10 protein-coding genes are annotated in these 13,528 nt (G+C 66.4%); 1 reads left to right on the top strand and 9 read right to left on the bottom strand.

The window, feature by feature from the left end; all coding sequences use genetic code 11:
* Position 1: 1 nt before the first annotated feature.
* The 7 genes from KR767_RS08805 to KR767_RS08775 form a co-directional block, all read right to left on the bottom strand.
* A complete protein-coding gene (locus KR767_RS08805; protein ID WP_250878855.1) occupies positions 2 to 478 on the bottom strand; it encodes a hypothetical protein in 477 nt (158 codons plus the stop codon).
* 186 nt (positions 479 to 664) lie between these two features.
* Positions 665 to 1,423, bottom strand: a complete 759-nt coding sequence (locus KR767_RS08800; protein WP_250878854.1) for a heme ABC transporter ATP-binding protein — start codon at positions 1,421 to 1,423, stop codon at positions 665 to 667.
* Positions 1,420 to 2,457, bottom strand: a complete 1,038-nt coding sequence (locus KR767_RS08795; protein WP_250878853.1) for a FecCD family ABC transporter permease — start codon at positions 2,455 to 2,457, stop codon at positions 1,420 to 1,422. Before KR767_RS08795 ends, KR767_RS08800 begins: the two co-directional genes overlap by 4 nt.
* Complete coding sequence (locus KR767_RS08790) at positions 2,454 to 3,293, bottom strand: heme/hemin ABC transporter substrate-binding protein (RefSeq protein ID WP_250878852.1); 840 nt, start codon at positions 3,291 to 3,293, stop codon at positions 2,454 to 2,456. Before KR767_RS08790 ends, KR767_RS08795 begins: the two co-directional genes overlap by 4 nt.
* Positions 3,290 to 4,363, bottom strand: a complete 1,074-nt coding sequence (locus KR767_RS08785; RefSeq protein WP_250878851.1) for a hemin-degrading factor — start codon at positions 4,361 to 4,363, stop codon at positions 3,290 to 3,292. Before KR767_RS08785 ends, KR767_RS08790 begins: the two co-directional genes overlap by 4 nt.
* A gap of 14 nt (positions 4,364 to 4,377) precedes the next feature.
* Positions 4,378 to 6,693: a TonB-dependent hemoglobin/transferrin/lactoferrin family receptor gene (locus tag KR767_RS08780; protein WP_250878850.1), complete on the bottom strand. Its 2,316-nt coding sequence runs from the start codon at positions 6,691 to 6,693 to the stop codon at positions 4,378 to 4,380.
* Positions 6,694 to 6,881: 188 nt separating this feature from the next.
* A complete protein-coding gene (locus tag KR767_RS08775) occupies positions 6,882 to 7,976 on the bottom strand; it encodes an ABC transporter ATP-binding protein (protein WP_250878849.1) in 1,095 nt (364 codons plus the stop codon).
* A gap of 214 nt (positions 7,977 to 8,190) precedes the next feature.
* On the opposite strand from KR767_RS08775, the gene glk reads away from it, so the two are divergent.
* Positions 8,191 to 9,261, top strand: coding sequence for a glucokinase (gene glk / locus KR767_RS08770; protein WP_250878848.1), 1,071 nt, complete (start codon positions 8,191 to 8,193; stop codon positions 9,259 to 9,261).
* 101 nt (positions 9,262 to 9,362) lie between these two features.
* Here glk and KR767_RS08765 read toward each other — a convergent pair whose 3' ends face one another.
* Together KR767_RS08765 and KR767_RS08760 are read right to left on the bottom strand one after the other, a co-directional pair.
* A complete protein-coding gene (locus KR767_RS08765; RefSeq protein WP_250878847.1) occupies positions 9,363 to 12,374 on the bottom strand; it encodes a DEAD/DEAH box helicase in 3,012 nt (1,003 codons plus the stop codon).
* 115 nt (positions 12,375 to 12,489) lie between these two features.
* The gene (locus tag KR767_RS08760; RefSeq protein WP_166946329.1) at positions 12,490 to 13,527 is read right to left on the bottom strand and encodes an NAD(P)H-dependent glycerol-3-phosphate dehydrogenase; all 1,038 of its coding nucleotides are present in this window, start codon (positions 13,525 to 13,527) and stop codon (positions 12,490 to 12,492) included.
* Position 13,528: the final 1 nt, after the last annotated feature.

The raw sequence follows: 13,528 nt of genomic DNA, 5'->3' as shown, positions 1-13,528 counted from the left end.
CTCAGGGCTCGCCCCCTGCCCTCTTCCCATCAAACACCGGCACCCGCGCCAGCAGACAAAACGCCACGGCCACGACCAACCCCAGCAAGGCCCCGATACCCCCTTCGAGATAAACCGCCTGCGACTGCTGCCACGCACCGAACAGTGTCGACATGATCACCGCCGAGGCAATCCCACCCACGACACTTCCGCCGAGGCAGAACAGAATCGCATTGAGCATGCCGCAGCTACGAAGGAAAAACGCCAGCGGCAGGCCGAAAACGATCATGCAGGCATACGTGGGGATGGTGATCACCAGGAGCAGCGTATCCACCCCATGCCACGCGCCGAAATTGCCGTTCGCGGCGGCCGAGATCAACAGGACGACCAGGAAAGCCGCAGGCACGGCGAGTGGAGCGATCAGCGCCGCGGGGATCAGGCCGATACCGCGTTTCGCGGGCGAGGCCTGCGAGCTATCAAGGGTGCTCTGTTCCGTCATGCCGTCTCCTTCGCTGCGAGGCTTTTATCTTCGTGCGTCAGCCACTCTGCCAGCGGAAGGGAACGGTTTTCAACAAGGCGCAGGCAGCGGCTCCCTGTAGGAGCGCGCCTTGCGCGCGACCGGTTATCGCGAAAACGTGGATTTACTGGCCATACCGGTCGCGCGCAAGGCGCGCTCCTGCACGGGTCAGGCGGCGTCGATGCCGGGGTGGCGGGCCAGGGGAATGCCGTAGATGCTGGAGAGCAGCGCGGTGTCGAGGGCCTCGGCGGGGGCGCCGTAACGATGGAGTTCGCCGTTGGCCAGGACGGCGATGTCGTCCGCGTAGCGGGCGGCCAGGTTGAGGTCGTGCAGTACGGCGATGACACCGAAACCCTGCTCTGCGCATTCCTTCGCGCGACGCAGGATGAAATGCTGGTGCGCGATATCGAGACCGGCTTCGGGTTCGTCCAGTAGTAACCAGCTGCCTTCCGCCGCACCATCCCATACCTGGGCCAGCACGCGGGCCAACTGCACACGCTGCTGCTCCCCACCGGAAAGGCCCATGTAGCTGCGGCCGCGGAGATTCCACGCGTGCGCAGCGCGCAGCGCGCCGTCGACGATGCGGGCATCGCGCAGCGTATCGGCGGCATGCGGGCTGCGACCAAGCGCCACCACTTCATCCACGCCGAAACCGAATTCAAGATCGACACGCTGTGACAGCATCGCACGTCGACGCGCGAGGTCGCGCGGATGCCACTGCTGCAACGAACGGCCGTCGAGTGTCACGCTGCCGGTTTCCGGTGCAAGGCGTCCCGACAACACGCCGAGCAGGGTGCTCTTGCCCGCACCATTCGGCCCGACAAGGACGAGCAGACGACCGGGCCACGCCGTGATCGAAACCTTCTTCAGCACCAGGCGCCCACCGCGCTGCAATGAAACCTCGGTTGCTACCAGACAGGCTGTCATCGCACACCCTCCCCCACGTTGCGACGAATCAGCAGCCACAGGAAGAACGGGCCACCCACCAGCGCCGTCAGCACGCCGATGGGCAGTTCGCCCGGCGCCACCACCGTGCGCGCGAGTGCATCGGCTGCCACCAGCAACGATGCCCCGCCAAGTGCCGAAGCCGGCAACAGGAAGCGATGATCGGGACCGAACATCATGCGCAGCAGATGCGGCACGACGAGACCGACAAAACCGATCACACCCGAAAACGCCACCGCCGCGCCGACTGACAAGGCGACGAGGCCAACGAGCAACGGTCGCAAACGCTCCGGTCGAAAACCCAGCAGCGACGCCTCGCCTTCACCCAGCAGGAGTGCATTCAACGCATTCGCTGCCTTCGGCAGGCACAGCAGCGGCAGCAGGATCCACGGCGCCACGATGCCCACCTTCGACCAGCCCGCGCCACCCAGGCTTCCCAGCGTCCAGAACGTAAGGTCGCGCAGCTGGTGTTCGTTCGCCATATACGTGAGCAGGCCCACGCCCGCCATGGCAATGGCATTGATCGCCACGCCGGCCAGCAAAAGGTTCGCCACACCCGGGCGGCGGCGGCCCAGCACGTACACCGTGGATGTGGCGATGAGGCCGCCCATGAAGGCGCACAGTGCCACCAGCCACGAACCGGCCTGCCCGCCGATGACGATGGCGGCGATCGCGCCCAGCGCCGCACCCGACGACACACCGATGAGTCCGGGATCGGCCAGGGGATTGCGGAACAGGCCCTGCATGGATGCGCCGCCGCTTGCCAGCGCCGAACCCACCAGCACGGCAAGCACCAGCCGTGGCAGGCGCAGCATCAGCACCACGTTGTCATCCCCGACCGCCGCCATCCCGTCGAACCAGCGAGCCAGGGCCCCTATGATCTGGCTCGCCGGGATATCGATGGCGCCACGCGAAAGATTCCACAGCGATGTCGCCAGCAGCAGGGCCACGAGGGCCACGAGGGCGACACCGCGACGGGAGCGTACGCGCGGGATGGCGGCGGTCACGGCATTCATCGTGCGGTCGTCGCCCAGCGGCGCTGGAGGTCCGAGGCGGCCTCTGCCGTGCGCGGGCCAAAGCCGAGCAAGGCCTGTCCTTCGACGAAGTAGATCCGCTTCGCCTTGCCGGCCGGCGTATCGGCCACGCCCGGCAGCTTGAGCACGCCGTCGAGACCACCCACGGCATCCTCGCGTTCCTTCATGAGCAGGATCACGTCGGGCTTGAGTCCCACCAGTGCCTCGGGCGACACCGGCTTGTAGCCTTCGATGCCGGTCGCCGCATTGACGCCGCCGGCGAGCACGATGGCCCGGTCGGCGGCGGTGTCCTTGCCTGCGGCCATCGGGCTGCCCTGCCCCGTGGACATCAGGAACACGGCGCGCGGATGCGTACCCATGGCGGCCACGGCCTTCGCCAGTTCGGTGAAGCGCGCTGCCACCTGGTCGGCGAGCGTGGCGGCATCCTTCTCATGGCCGAGCAACCGACCGATGGTGCGGATCTTGTTCTCGATGTCTTCCGGCGTGCGGGAGACCGGCAGGGTCTCGATACGCACTCCCGCATCGCGGATCTGGCCCATCGCGCTATCCGGGCCCGCATCATGCGTGGCGAGAATCAGCTGCGGGCGCAGGGCCAGCACGCCTTCCGCGCTGAGCTGGCGCACATAACCCACGTTGGGCAGCTTCGTCGCATCGGCAGGGAACAGGCTGGTGGAGTCGACACCGGCAAGATCCCCCTGCGCATGCAGCGCATAGATCGTCTCGGTGACATCGCCGCCGAGCGACACCACGCGCGTGGCGGCGGTGGCCGCCAGCGGCAGCATCAGGGCCACGAACAGGCCATAGCGCTTCATCTTCATGCCTTTTTCTCCACGCGTGCGAGCAACGCACGCCAGTCGTCACGTTCCGGGATACCTGGCTTGCGCTGGCCGAACACCTGCACGATTTGCGTGCCATCGGCGGCATACAGTTCCAGCGAGGTCACCACGCCTTCCGGTACCGGCTTGCGCACGATCCACGCACTGTCGATGGCATCGGTGCGCAGGTGCAGGTTGAAACCGTTGTCGAGCACGTTGAGCCAGGGACCGGCCATCTTCACGTTCTGCACGGCACCGGTATGGATCTGCACCACGCCTGGCGAGCCGACGAAGACCATCAGCGGCTCGCCGCCTTCGGCAGCGGCTTCCAGCACGGTGCGCAGGGCGTCGTCGAAGACACGGTCCGCGAACTCGTCACCCACCAGGCGCAAGGCCTGGGTCCGGGTGACCTTGTGCTTGCGGAGCATGGCGAAGAAATCGTGCGGATCACGCAGCGCACGCCAGCTGTCACGCAACGAAGCGGTATCCACGGCATCGTCGGCAAGCTGTTCGGGCAGGGGTTCTTCCACTGTCACGCAATCGATCAGCGGCGACTGCACCGCCGCCGTGTAGCGATGCACCAGCATGCGCCATGCCGAACGGTCGGTTTCGTCCGTGAGGTAGATCTTGTGCACGGCGCGACCATCGCCATCGAAGAACTGCAGGCTTTCCAGCTCGCGGCCACGCGACTGGTCGCGTACCACGAAGCCATAGCGCCAGTGCTTCAGGAACAGGCGCAGGTCGATCTCCTCGTCCAGCACGATACCCATCGTGCCGCCGATGTCGATGTTGTTGTACTGGCCTTTCTTCTCATGCACGCAGTACGCATTGCGCGTGAGTGCCATCACGCGGCCCAGCTGAGGCAGATCGCGAATCAACGTAGGCAGGTCGCCTTCCAGGCGGGTCACCCCGTCGCCGACGCGGCTGGCCACGAGGGCACCTTCGCTCACGCCAAGGCGCTCGGCGGCGTCACGGGCACGCAGGCCGGGCTCGGTTTCGCGCAGATGGCGCCAGCCGCTGATCAACGCGGGAATATCGATACGCGGGGTCGGGGGAGCGGTGATTTCTTGCATGACGACTGACTCCTTCAGAACGTGTAACGCACGGAGGCGCTGATGGCGCGGCCGGGCATCGTGAGGCGCTCGATCTGGGCGCTGGCGACCTGGGCGTCATCGACGCCACCGCCGTTGAGGCTGCCGACATTGGCGAGCACGCCGCCGTGCAGGTTGCCCCAGTCCCAGTACTTGCGATCGGTGAGGTTGGTGAGGCCCAGCGACAGCTCCACCGGCTCGACGGGCTTCCAGTGCGCGTAGAAATCGAGGGTGGCGTACCCCGGTGCGCGGAACAGCGTGGGGCTGTCCAGGCGCGTCTTGCGGCGCACGCCCTTGCCGATCAGCTCGGCGCCCCAGGTCTTCGCATCGTAGGAAATGCCCAGCACGGCGCTCAGCGGATCGACGCTGTTGAGCGGCGTCCAGCCCGGCTGCCCGGCCACCTGCTTGTCGCCGCGCGATGCCGCCAGGTTGCCCTCGATGCGCCAGCCTTGCAGCGTGTCGCTGAAGGCACCGAGCATCAGGCCACCGGAGGCTTCCACGCCCTTGATCGTGGCCTTCGGGAAGTTCACGGCCTGCATCAGGATCAGCAGGTTCTGCTGGACTGCCCACTGCGGCCACTGGCTCTTGTCGTTGAGCGTATAGCCACCGAAGATGAAATCGCGATAACGGTTGTAGTACGCACTGGCCGAGAAGTAGCCCAGCTCGCCATTGCCGCGGATGCCGATCTCCACGCCCTTGCTGGTTTCCGGCTTGAGGTTCGGGTTGGGAATGATGCCGTACAGGCGCGGCGTGCCCCATGCCACGGCCAGCTCGCTATACAGCGGCGGACGGAAGCCCTGCGCATACTGCCCGTAGACCTCGATGGCATCGGTCACCGCATAGGTGATGCCCAGCTTCGGCGAGAAGCGGTCCTTCTTCACCTCGTTGAGGCCGCTCGCCACGAACGAGCTGTTGTAATACGGGTCGTTATGGTCCGGCTTGAACGCGTAGTGATCCCAGCGCACGCCCGGGGTGATGCGCAGGCGCCCGTCGAGCATGGCGATTTCATCCTGCCCGAAGACCGAGTAGCGATCGGTGTCGTTGCGCGGGAAGAAGCGCAGCGGATAGTTTTCAGGCATGTAGGGGGTGTTGCTTGAGACGATGCCCGTGGCGATATCGCGACCCTGTCCGCCCAGCGAACCGGTGGGCGTCGTGCGCGAGGCTTCCACGCCGTAGGCGATACGCTGCTCCACGCTGCCGCCGGTGATCGACTTGTACAGCGCCAGGCGACCACCGAACAACCGTTCGTTCAGATCGCTGAGGAAGGTGCGGTCATAAGTAGCCTTGCGTGATACGACGTTCGCAAGCGTCTGCGTGGTCGATTCGGTCTCGGACTTCTGCCAGTAGGCATCCCATTCCAGACGATCGGCAATGCCCAGGTCGATGTTGGTGTAACGCTGCCCCACCGACAGACGGAAACGCGTGGCTCGGTCGTCGGCCTTGTCCGAACCCAGGAGGGTCTGTCCCGGCTGGCCCAGCGCGCTCAGCACGTTGGTGGTGGTGCTGTTGCGGTACATGTCGACGGTGACGCGATCCTCGCGGCCGGACGGTGCGATGTGCACGTACTTGCCGAGCACGCTGGTGGTGCTGAACGACAGCGGATCAGGACGCGTGCGCAGGTAGTTCGACGTGGAGATGTCGCCCTTGTTGTTCAGCGCGCTGCCTTCACGGTGATCGGCCACGAAGACCACGCCGTTGGTGGGCGTGCCACCGGCCAGCGTTACTGACGTACCCAGCGAGCGGTCGGCGCTGTTGTAGCGCTCCTTGATCGAGGCGTAGGTGTCCTTGCCGTTCTTCAGGTAATCGGCCGGGTCCTTGGTGACGTAACGCACGGTGCCACCAAGCGCGTCGGACGGATCGAGCGCCGACGCCGGGCCACGAATGATTTCCGCGCTCTTGAGCGTGTCGGGATCGACGAAGCTGCGACCCGCACGCATGCCGGTGGTGGAGAAGCCGAACGAAGTGGATGCCGGCACGCCATCGGTGAGAATCGCGACGCGGTTACCGTCCAGGCCACGGATATTGAAGCTGTCCAGACCCCAGCGGCCGGCCGTGCCCACGGCGGACACACCGGGTTCGTACTTCACCAGGTCGCGGATGTCGGCCACGAGGTGGCGGTCCATTTTCTGGCGGTCGATGACGGTGACCGTGGCCGGCACATCGAACTTGAAGGCGGAGCCGATGGCCGTCACCGTGACGCGGGGCAGGTCGTCGGTGGAGGGGGCGGGCGCGGCAGCCTCGGCGGCATGCGCGGCGCCAGCACAGGTGAGAGCCGCGCCAATCAGCGCGGCGAGGGCGTTCTTCTGCAACACGGATGTCTTCCTTCGCTAAGGACGTACGTGCCCCGGAGGGCACGGTGGCGGGTGCTTGCGAAGGAGGCGGGGCCTCCGGCTGGCGGCCGGGATGTCGGGTCACCGCATTACGTGAGCGGCGTCACACCCATCTTAATAAGAATGGTTCTTATTCACAACATGATCACGAACAACCGGCCAGGCACCGATCATGCGTCGATGCGCGCCGTGGTGTCGGGGTCGAAGAAATGCAGGCGTTCTGGCCGGAAACCCAGCGCCACGTCGGTGCCGGCCTGCACCGTGCTGTGCGGGGGCACGCGGGAAACCAGCTCGTCCTGCCCGTGCCGCATGTTGAGGAACACCTCATTACCCACCGGCTCGACCACGTCCACATGGGCATGCAGGCGCTCGTCGGTGCCCGGATGGTCCGCCACGGTGAGCAGGTCTTCCGGGCGCACGCCCACGATCAGCGGCTTGTCGATCCAGGCCGCGAGCGCGGGTGAATCGGTGCCCAGGGCCATCGAGGCATCCTTCATGACCAGGCGCAGGCCGTTCTCGCGACGCAGCGTGCCGTGGAACAGGTTCATCGCCGGGCTGCCGAGGAAACCGGCCACGAACAGGTTGGCCGGCTTGTTGTAGAGATTCATCGGCGTATCGAGCTGCTGGATGACACCGCCGTTGAGCACGACGATGCGCTGGCCCAGCGTCATCGCCTCGATCTGGTCGTGGGTGACATACACCATGGTGGCACCCACGCGACGATGGATGCGTGCAATCTCCACGCGGGTAGACAGGCGCAGCTTCGCATCGAGGTTGGACAGCGGCTCGTCGAGCAGGAACACGGCCGGATCGCGGACCATCGCACGGCCCAGGGCCACGCGCTGGCGCTGTCCGCCGGACAACGCAGCCGGACGATGATCCAGCCGCTCATCCAGGCCGAGCATGGCAGCGGCATCGCCGACGCGACGGTCGATGTCCTCCTTTGCCACGCCGCGCAGGCGCAGGCCGAAACCCAGGTTCTCGCGCACGCTCATGTGCGGATACAGCGCGTAGTTCTGGAACACCATGGCGATGTCGCGATCCTTCGGCGCCACGTCGTTCACCACGCGGTCGCCGATGGTCATCGTGCCGCCCGAGATGGATTCCAGGCCCGCGATCATGCGTAGCAAGGTGGTCTTGCCGCAGCCCGAGGGGCCGACCAGCACCAGCAGTTCGCCATCGGCGATGTCGAAGCTTGCTTCCTTCAGGGCCACGTGGCCGTTGGGGTATACCTTGCGCACCTTGTCGAGGCGGACCGCTGCCATCACCTGCTCTCCCATGCGTCCGGAAAGCGCAAGGCAAGCCTGCCAAGGCACCGGACAATGGAGTATTCTGCCGACGTAATCGTTTACGTCAAAGTGTCGATGAAGGGCCTCGCACGCTATTACGTGAAGAGCCCGCTGAAGAAATCGTCACTGGACGGCAGCCCCCGCGCGAGGCAACCTTGCGGGCTATCCGTGACACGACAGGTTTTTCAACATGGCCAACGTTAGCGCTGCGGCGCCGACCCTGCTCGCCGACCTCGGCGGCACCAATGTGCGGTTCGGCATCGCACATCCGAAAGAAAAACAACCGCTTATCCAGGAAAGCATTCGTCGCTACCACGTCAAGGACTACCCCTCGCTGGCGGACGCCGCGAAGCAGTACTTCAAGGAAACCGGGCACCCCGCCCAGCGCGCCATCATTGCCGCCGCCGGCCGCATCGATAACGGCGAGACCGTCAAGGTCACCAACAATCCCTGGGCCATCAACGGCCACGCGCTCGCCAAGGAACTGGACCTCGAGTGGGTCCACCTGGTGAACGACTTCGCCGCGCAGTCCATGGCCGTGATGCTCATGAGCGCCGACAAGGTCGTCGACCAGGCCGGTCACCGCGAGCTGGAAGCCGTCGGCAACCTCCCGGTACCGAAGATCGGCGCGAAGGAAGAACAGACCTTCGTGGTCGTGGGCCCGGGCACCGGCCTTGGCGTGGGCGGCCTGCTGATCCGCGGTGACAAGGTGAGCGTGCTGCAGACCGAAGGCGGCCATGCCGGCTTCGCCGCGCACAGCGCCGACGATATCGAGATCCTCAAGGTCCTCAACCTGCGTTACGGCCGTGTCTCGAACGAGCGCCTGATCAGCGGCCAGGGCCTGGAAAACCTTTACTCCGCGATCTGCGAGATCGCCGGCCAGAAGCCGGACGACAGCATCCGCGCCGAGGACATCACCAAGCGCGCACTGCTGCCGGGCCAGAAGTCCGGCGCCGACGACAGCTGCCCCATGTGCACGCGCGCCGTCGAAACGTTTGCCGGCATCTTCGGCAGCGTGGCAGGCGACCTGGTGCTCACGCTCGGTGCGTGGGACGGTGTGTATCTCACCGGCGGCATGACCCCGATCCTGCTGCCCTGGATCCAGGCCGGTCATTTCCGCGAGCGCTTCGAGGCCAAGGGTCGTTTCCGCGACACCATGGAAGGCGTGCCCACCCAGGCCATCATGAATCCGGAACCCGGCCTCATCGGCGGCGCCGCCCTGGCGATTGTCGAGGCGGGCGGTACGCCGCTGCATCGCTGACGAGCTGTCGCGCGCAACCACACGTGTTTGTAGGAGCGCGCCTTGCGCGCGACCGGACATGTCGCTACGTCCGGTCGCGCGCAAGGCGCGCTCCTACAGGATCAGGCTGAGGGGGCCAGCAGGGCGTCGAGGTCGCTTTCGTCGAAGCTCAGGCGTTCGCGGCTGCCACCGCCTTCGAGCACGGCGTCGGCCAGTTCGGCCTTGCGGGTTTTCAGTTCCTCGATGCGCTCCTCCACCGTGCCCGCCGTGATCAGGCGATACACGAACACCGGCTTGTCCTGGCCGATGCGGTGCGCACGATCGCTGGCCTGCGCCTCGGCGGCCGGATTCCACCACGGATCGTAGTGAATGACCGTATCGGCGGACGTGAGGTTCAGACCCACGCCACCGGCCTTCAGCGACAACAGGAACAACGGCACCTCGCCATCCTGGAAACGCTGCACTGGTTCCGCGCGATCACGCGTTTCGCCCGTGAGCGTCACGTAGGTGATGCGACGGCGATCCAGCTCATGGGCAATGAGCTTCAGCATCTCGGTGAACTGGCTGAACAACAGCACGCGACGGCCTTCGGCAAGCAAGGCCGGCAACATGTCCATCAGCAGTTCGAACTTCGCCGACTCGCGCACGCCGCGCGCGGCTTCGAGCTTCACCAGTCGCGGATCGCAGCAGACCTGGCGCAGCTTCAGCAGCGCATCGAGCACCACGATGCCACTGTGCGCGATGCCACGCTGCGCGATCACCTCGCGCAACTCTTCGGCCAGCGACAAGCGCAGGCTCTCGTAAAGATCACGCTGCTTCGGCTCCATCACCACGCGACGCGTGATTTCGGTCTTCGCCGGCAATTCCGATGCCACCTGCGACTTGGTACGGCGCAGGATGAACGGCGCGATGCGACGATTCAGGCGCTCCTGGCACGCGATGTCCTGATGCTTCTCGATGGGCACGCGATAGTGACGACGGAACGCACCTTCATCACCGAGCAGGCCAGGCACCGCGAGATCGATCTGCGACCACAATTCGCCAAGGTGATTCTCAAGCGGCGTACCGGTCAAACACAGGCAACGCGGCACGTTCAACGCAAGCAGTGCACGACGCGCCTGTGTACGAGGATTCTTGACCTGCTGTGCCTCATCCAGCACCGCCAACGAGAACGGCTGTTTTTTCAGCGTCTCTACATCGCGCGGCAGCAACGCATACGTGGTGAGGATGACGTCCTGCTCCGCGATATGCGCGAATGCCTCCGCACGCTGCGGGCCATGCAGCGCCAGCAGGCGAAGCCCGGGCGCGAAACGCGCCACTTCCGACACCCAGTTGGGCACGAGGCTGGTCGGCACCACCACCAGCGCAGGTGAATTCAGCGAGCCGCTTTCCTTCAGCGCAACCAGGTGGGTGATGAGCTGCAAGGTCTTGCCCAGGCCCATGTCGTCGGCAAGCACGCCACCGGTACCGGCTTCGGCCAGGGCATTCATCCAACGCAGGCCGTCGCGCTGGTAACCACGCAGCGTGGCCTGGATAGCTTCCGGCACGGCATCGCTAGCGCGCTCGGCCGCTTCACGCAGGCGGCGGGTAAAACCACGCAGACGCTCCGGCGCTTCGAACGAACCACCGCTGGGCAGCGCCTGCGCGAGTTCTTCCAGGCGACCGGCCTGCACGCGGGGCAGGTGCAGTTGCTGGCGCGGTTTTTCGAGGTATTCGGCCAGCGGCGCAAGCAGGCCACGCAACTCCTTCAGGCGCACCGGCACGCGGCGACGCTCGTCGACCGGGGCATACCAGACCGAATCCTCAGCCTCGCCCGGTGCCGGACTCAGGCTGAGCTGGTGTTCGGCCAGTGCCTGCGCCACGGCGGGCAGCAGGTTCACGCGCTTGCCTTCCACCTCGATACCGATTTCCAGGTCGAAGGCGCGGTCGGCGTCGTCTTCCTTGGCCTGCCCGTACCAGTGGACCGGCCCCTCCAGCACCTCGAACGGGAAGCTCGGTGCGTACTCCATCACGAAGCCATCGACTTCGAGCTTGGGACGCAGCGCCAGCCAGCGTGCGGGGGTATTCACTTCGAGCGCACCCGCATAGCCTTTGCCGGGAAACAGCCAGGCATCCTCGGGCAAGGTATCGGCCATGTCCCAGGGCAGGCCCTCGGTATCCACGGCGGGGTTGAGGCCTACCGCTTCCAGCCGTTCCATGGTTGCCAGTTCTTCGGCGCGGCGACGGGCGATTTCCAGCAGCACGCCGTTACGCACGCGACGCACCAGCGGCTCACCGCCACGACCCGGCAGGCGCTCACCCGCGTAGTCGAACGACAGGCGGCCATACGCCAGCGGCGGCGTACCGGCTGCCAGGCGGGCATGCCGGGTCAGCGCGTGCAGGGTAAGGATGGGGCGTGGCGCGACCTCGGCTTTCTTCAGTTCACCGAAAACCTGGGGCGCGGGCACGCGGTCGCCGGTATGCGCGCGGACCAGGCCGTCGCGGAAGGCACCCGTGTTTTCCGGCGACAGCGGCGGCAGGTCCAGCCAGGCGCTCTCGTCCGGGTCGCCCTGCAAGGGACCCACTTCGGCGTGCTCGGCATCGAGGAACCACAACGTGCCCACGCGGAACAGGCGCTGGCTGGCCGGCACCACCGGGAGCAGCTTCTGGCTGCCGTCCTTCTCCAGTTGCCAGCGCCAGTTGAGCGGCACGGCCTTGCCGCGCGACAGCTGAAGGCCGGCAACTCCGCCGAAAAAGCACGGTGCACTGTCGAGGATGTCGGCCAGCAGGTGATCGCCGAGCGTGCCCGTGAAGCGGGCATAGCTGCGGCTCTTGCGCAGGGTCTGCGGCAGGCCCAGCACCGTGGCGGCCAGCCGCTTCTCGGTCACGCTGAGCGCGACCTCCGGCAGATGCCGCGCATCCAGCGGCAGCGGCCGCGAGTAACGGCCGTCTTCACCCACGGAAAGCAGTACGGGAGCTGCATCCAGCCGGGCGGCCGGCTCGTGGTCGTCGTTCACGCCTTCGAGGAAGAAGCCGAGCACCGTGCGCTCGCTGACGGGGGCCGGCGCGCCCTTGTCGCCGAGCACGCGGCGCCATGCCGGTGGCAGGGCTTCCGCCGTCCCGGCATGCCTACGTTTGTCGTCCGGTTGATGCATCCGTGTCGATCCCGCCCGCGCGACCAAAACAGGAAGCTTAGCAAAGGGATGATGACGTTCCGGTAGGACTTTTTACCCAGTGGACCGGCCCGGTTCAGCGAACCGGGCCGCGTCTTCAGTGCTGGCGACCCGGAAAGAGGTCGACGGGGTACTCGGCCTTCTGCTCGCGCCCCATCAGGGTGCGCAGGCCTTCGGCGGGCGTGACCTCGCCGTGGAGCACCGCCTGGACGGCGGCGGAGATGGGCAGGTCGAGGCCGTGGGCCGCCGCGAGGCGGGCTACTTCATCGGCCGTGACCACGCTTTCCACCACCTGGCCGATCTGGCGCACGGCCTCGTCGAGCGGGGTACCACGCCCCAGGGCCAGGCCCAGGCGACGGTTGCGCGACAAGTCGCCCGTGCAGGTGAGCACGAGGTCGCCAAGGCCCGCGAGACCCATGAGGGTTTCCGCACGCGCACCCAGGGCCACGCCCAGGCGCAGCATCTCGTTCATGCCGCGGGTGATGAGGCCGGCGCGGGCGTTGAGGCCCAACTCCATGCCATCGGCCACGCCGGTGGCCACGGCCAGCACGTTCTTCATGGCGCCGCCAAGCTCGGCACCGAGGATGTCGTGGCCGGTGTAGGCGCGGAAATTCGGCGCGTGCAGCAGCACGGCCAGCTCCTTGCCGAAGGCCTCGTCGGTGGCATGCACCGTGACGGCGCTGGGCAGGCCGGCGGTGACCTCGCGGGCGAACGACGGCCCGGTGACGACCGCCGCGGGACGACCCGGCAGCTTCTCGTTCACCAGCTCGTGCAGGAAGCGGCCCGTACCGGTTTCGAAGCCCTTGGTCGCCCAGGACACCTTCGCGCCGGGTTCGAGCAACGGCACGATCTGGTCGAGCATGGCCGCGAAAGCATGGCTCGGCACCACGATCAGCACGATGCCCACGCCCTTCAGCACGGCAGCGAGGTCGCTCTCGTAGGTGAGTTCGGGCGGCAGGTCGAGGTCGGGCAGGTAGCGCAGGTTACGGCGCGCGGCGGCCATGGCCGCCAGCGCATCCGCATCACGCCCCCACAACCGGGTGGGAACCTCGTTTCGCGCCAGCAGTGCAGCCAGCGCGGTACCCCAGGAACCGGCGCCGAGGACGGCGACGGTGGGTCGGGAGGGAGCGCTCATG

This window comes from Luteibacter anthropi (genome assembly GCF_023699965.1).
Taxonomy (GTDB): Bacteria; Pseudomonadota; Gammaproteobacteria; order Xanthomonadales; family Rhodanobacteraceae; genus Luteibacter; species Luteibacter anthropi.
The sequence above is the reverse complement of the archived record's forward strand: the minus strand, read 5'-3'. Positions and strand labels throughout refer to the sequence as shown.

Coding starts and splice junctions, on each gene's coding strand:
- KR767_RS08785 (WP_250878851.1), bottom strand. CDS start 4,363: ATGCAAGAAATCACCGCTCCCCCGACCCCGCGTATCGATATTCCCGCG.
- KR767_RS08775 (WP_250878849.1), bottom strand. CDS start 7,976: ATGGCAGCGGTCCGCCTCGACAAGGTGCGCAAGGTATACCCCAACGGC.
- KR767_RS08765 (WP_250878847.1), bottom strand. CDS start 12,374: ATGCATCAACCGGACGACAAACGTAGGCATGCCGGGACGGCGGAAGCC.
- KR767_RS08790 (WP_250878852.1), bottom strand. CDS start 3,293: ATGAAGATGAAGCGCTATGGCCTGTTCGTGGCCCTGATGCTGCCGCTG.
- KR767_RS08805 (WP_250878855.1), bottom strand. CDS start 478: ATGACGGAACAGAGCACCCTTGATAGCTCGCAGGCCTCGCCCGCGAAA.
- glk (WP_250878848.1), top strand. CDS start 8,191: ATGGCCAACGTTAGCGCTGCGGCGCCGACCCTGCTCGCCGACCTCGGC.
- KR767_RS08760 (WP_166946329.1), bottom strand. CDS start 13,527: ATGAGCGCTCCCTCCCGACCCACCGTCGCCGTCCTCGGCGCCGGTTCC.
- KR767_RS08795 (WP_250878853.1), bottom strand. CDS start 2,457: ATGAATGCCGTGACCGCCGCCATCCCGCGCGTACGCTCCCGTCGCGGT.
- KR767_RS08800 (WP_250878854.1), bottom strand. CDS start 1,423: ATGACAGCCTGTCTGGTAGCAACCGAGGTTTCATTGCAGCGCGGTGGG.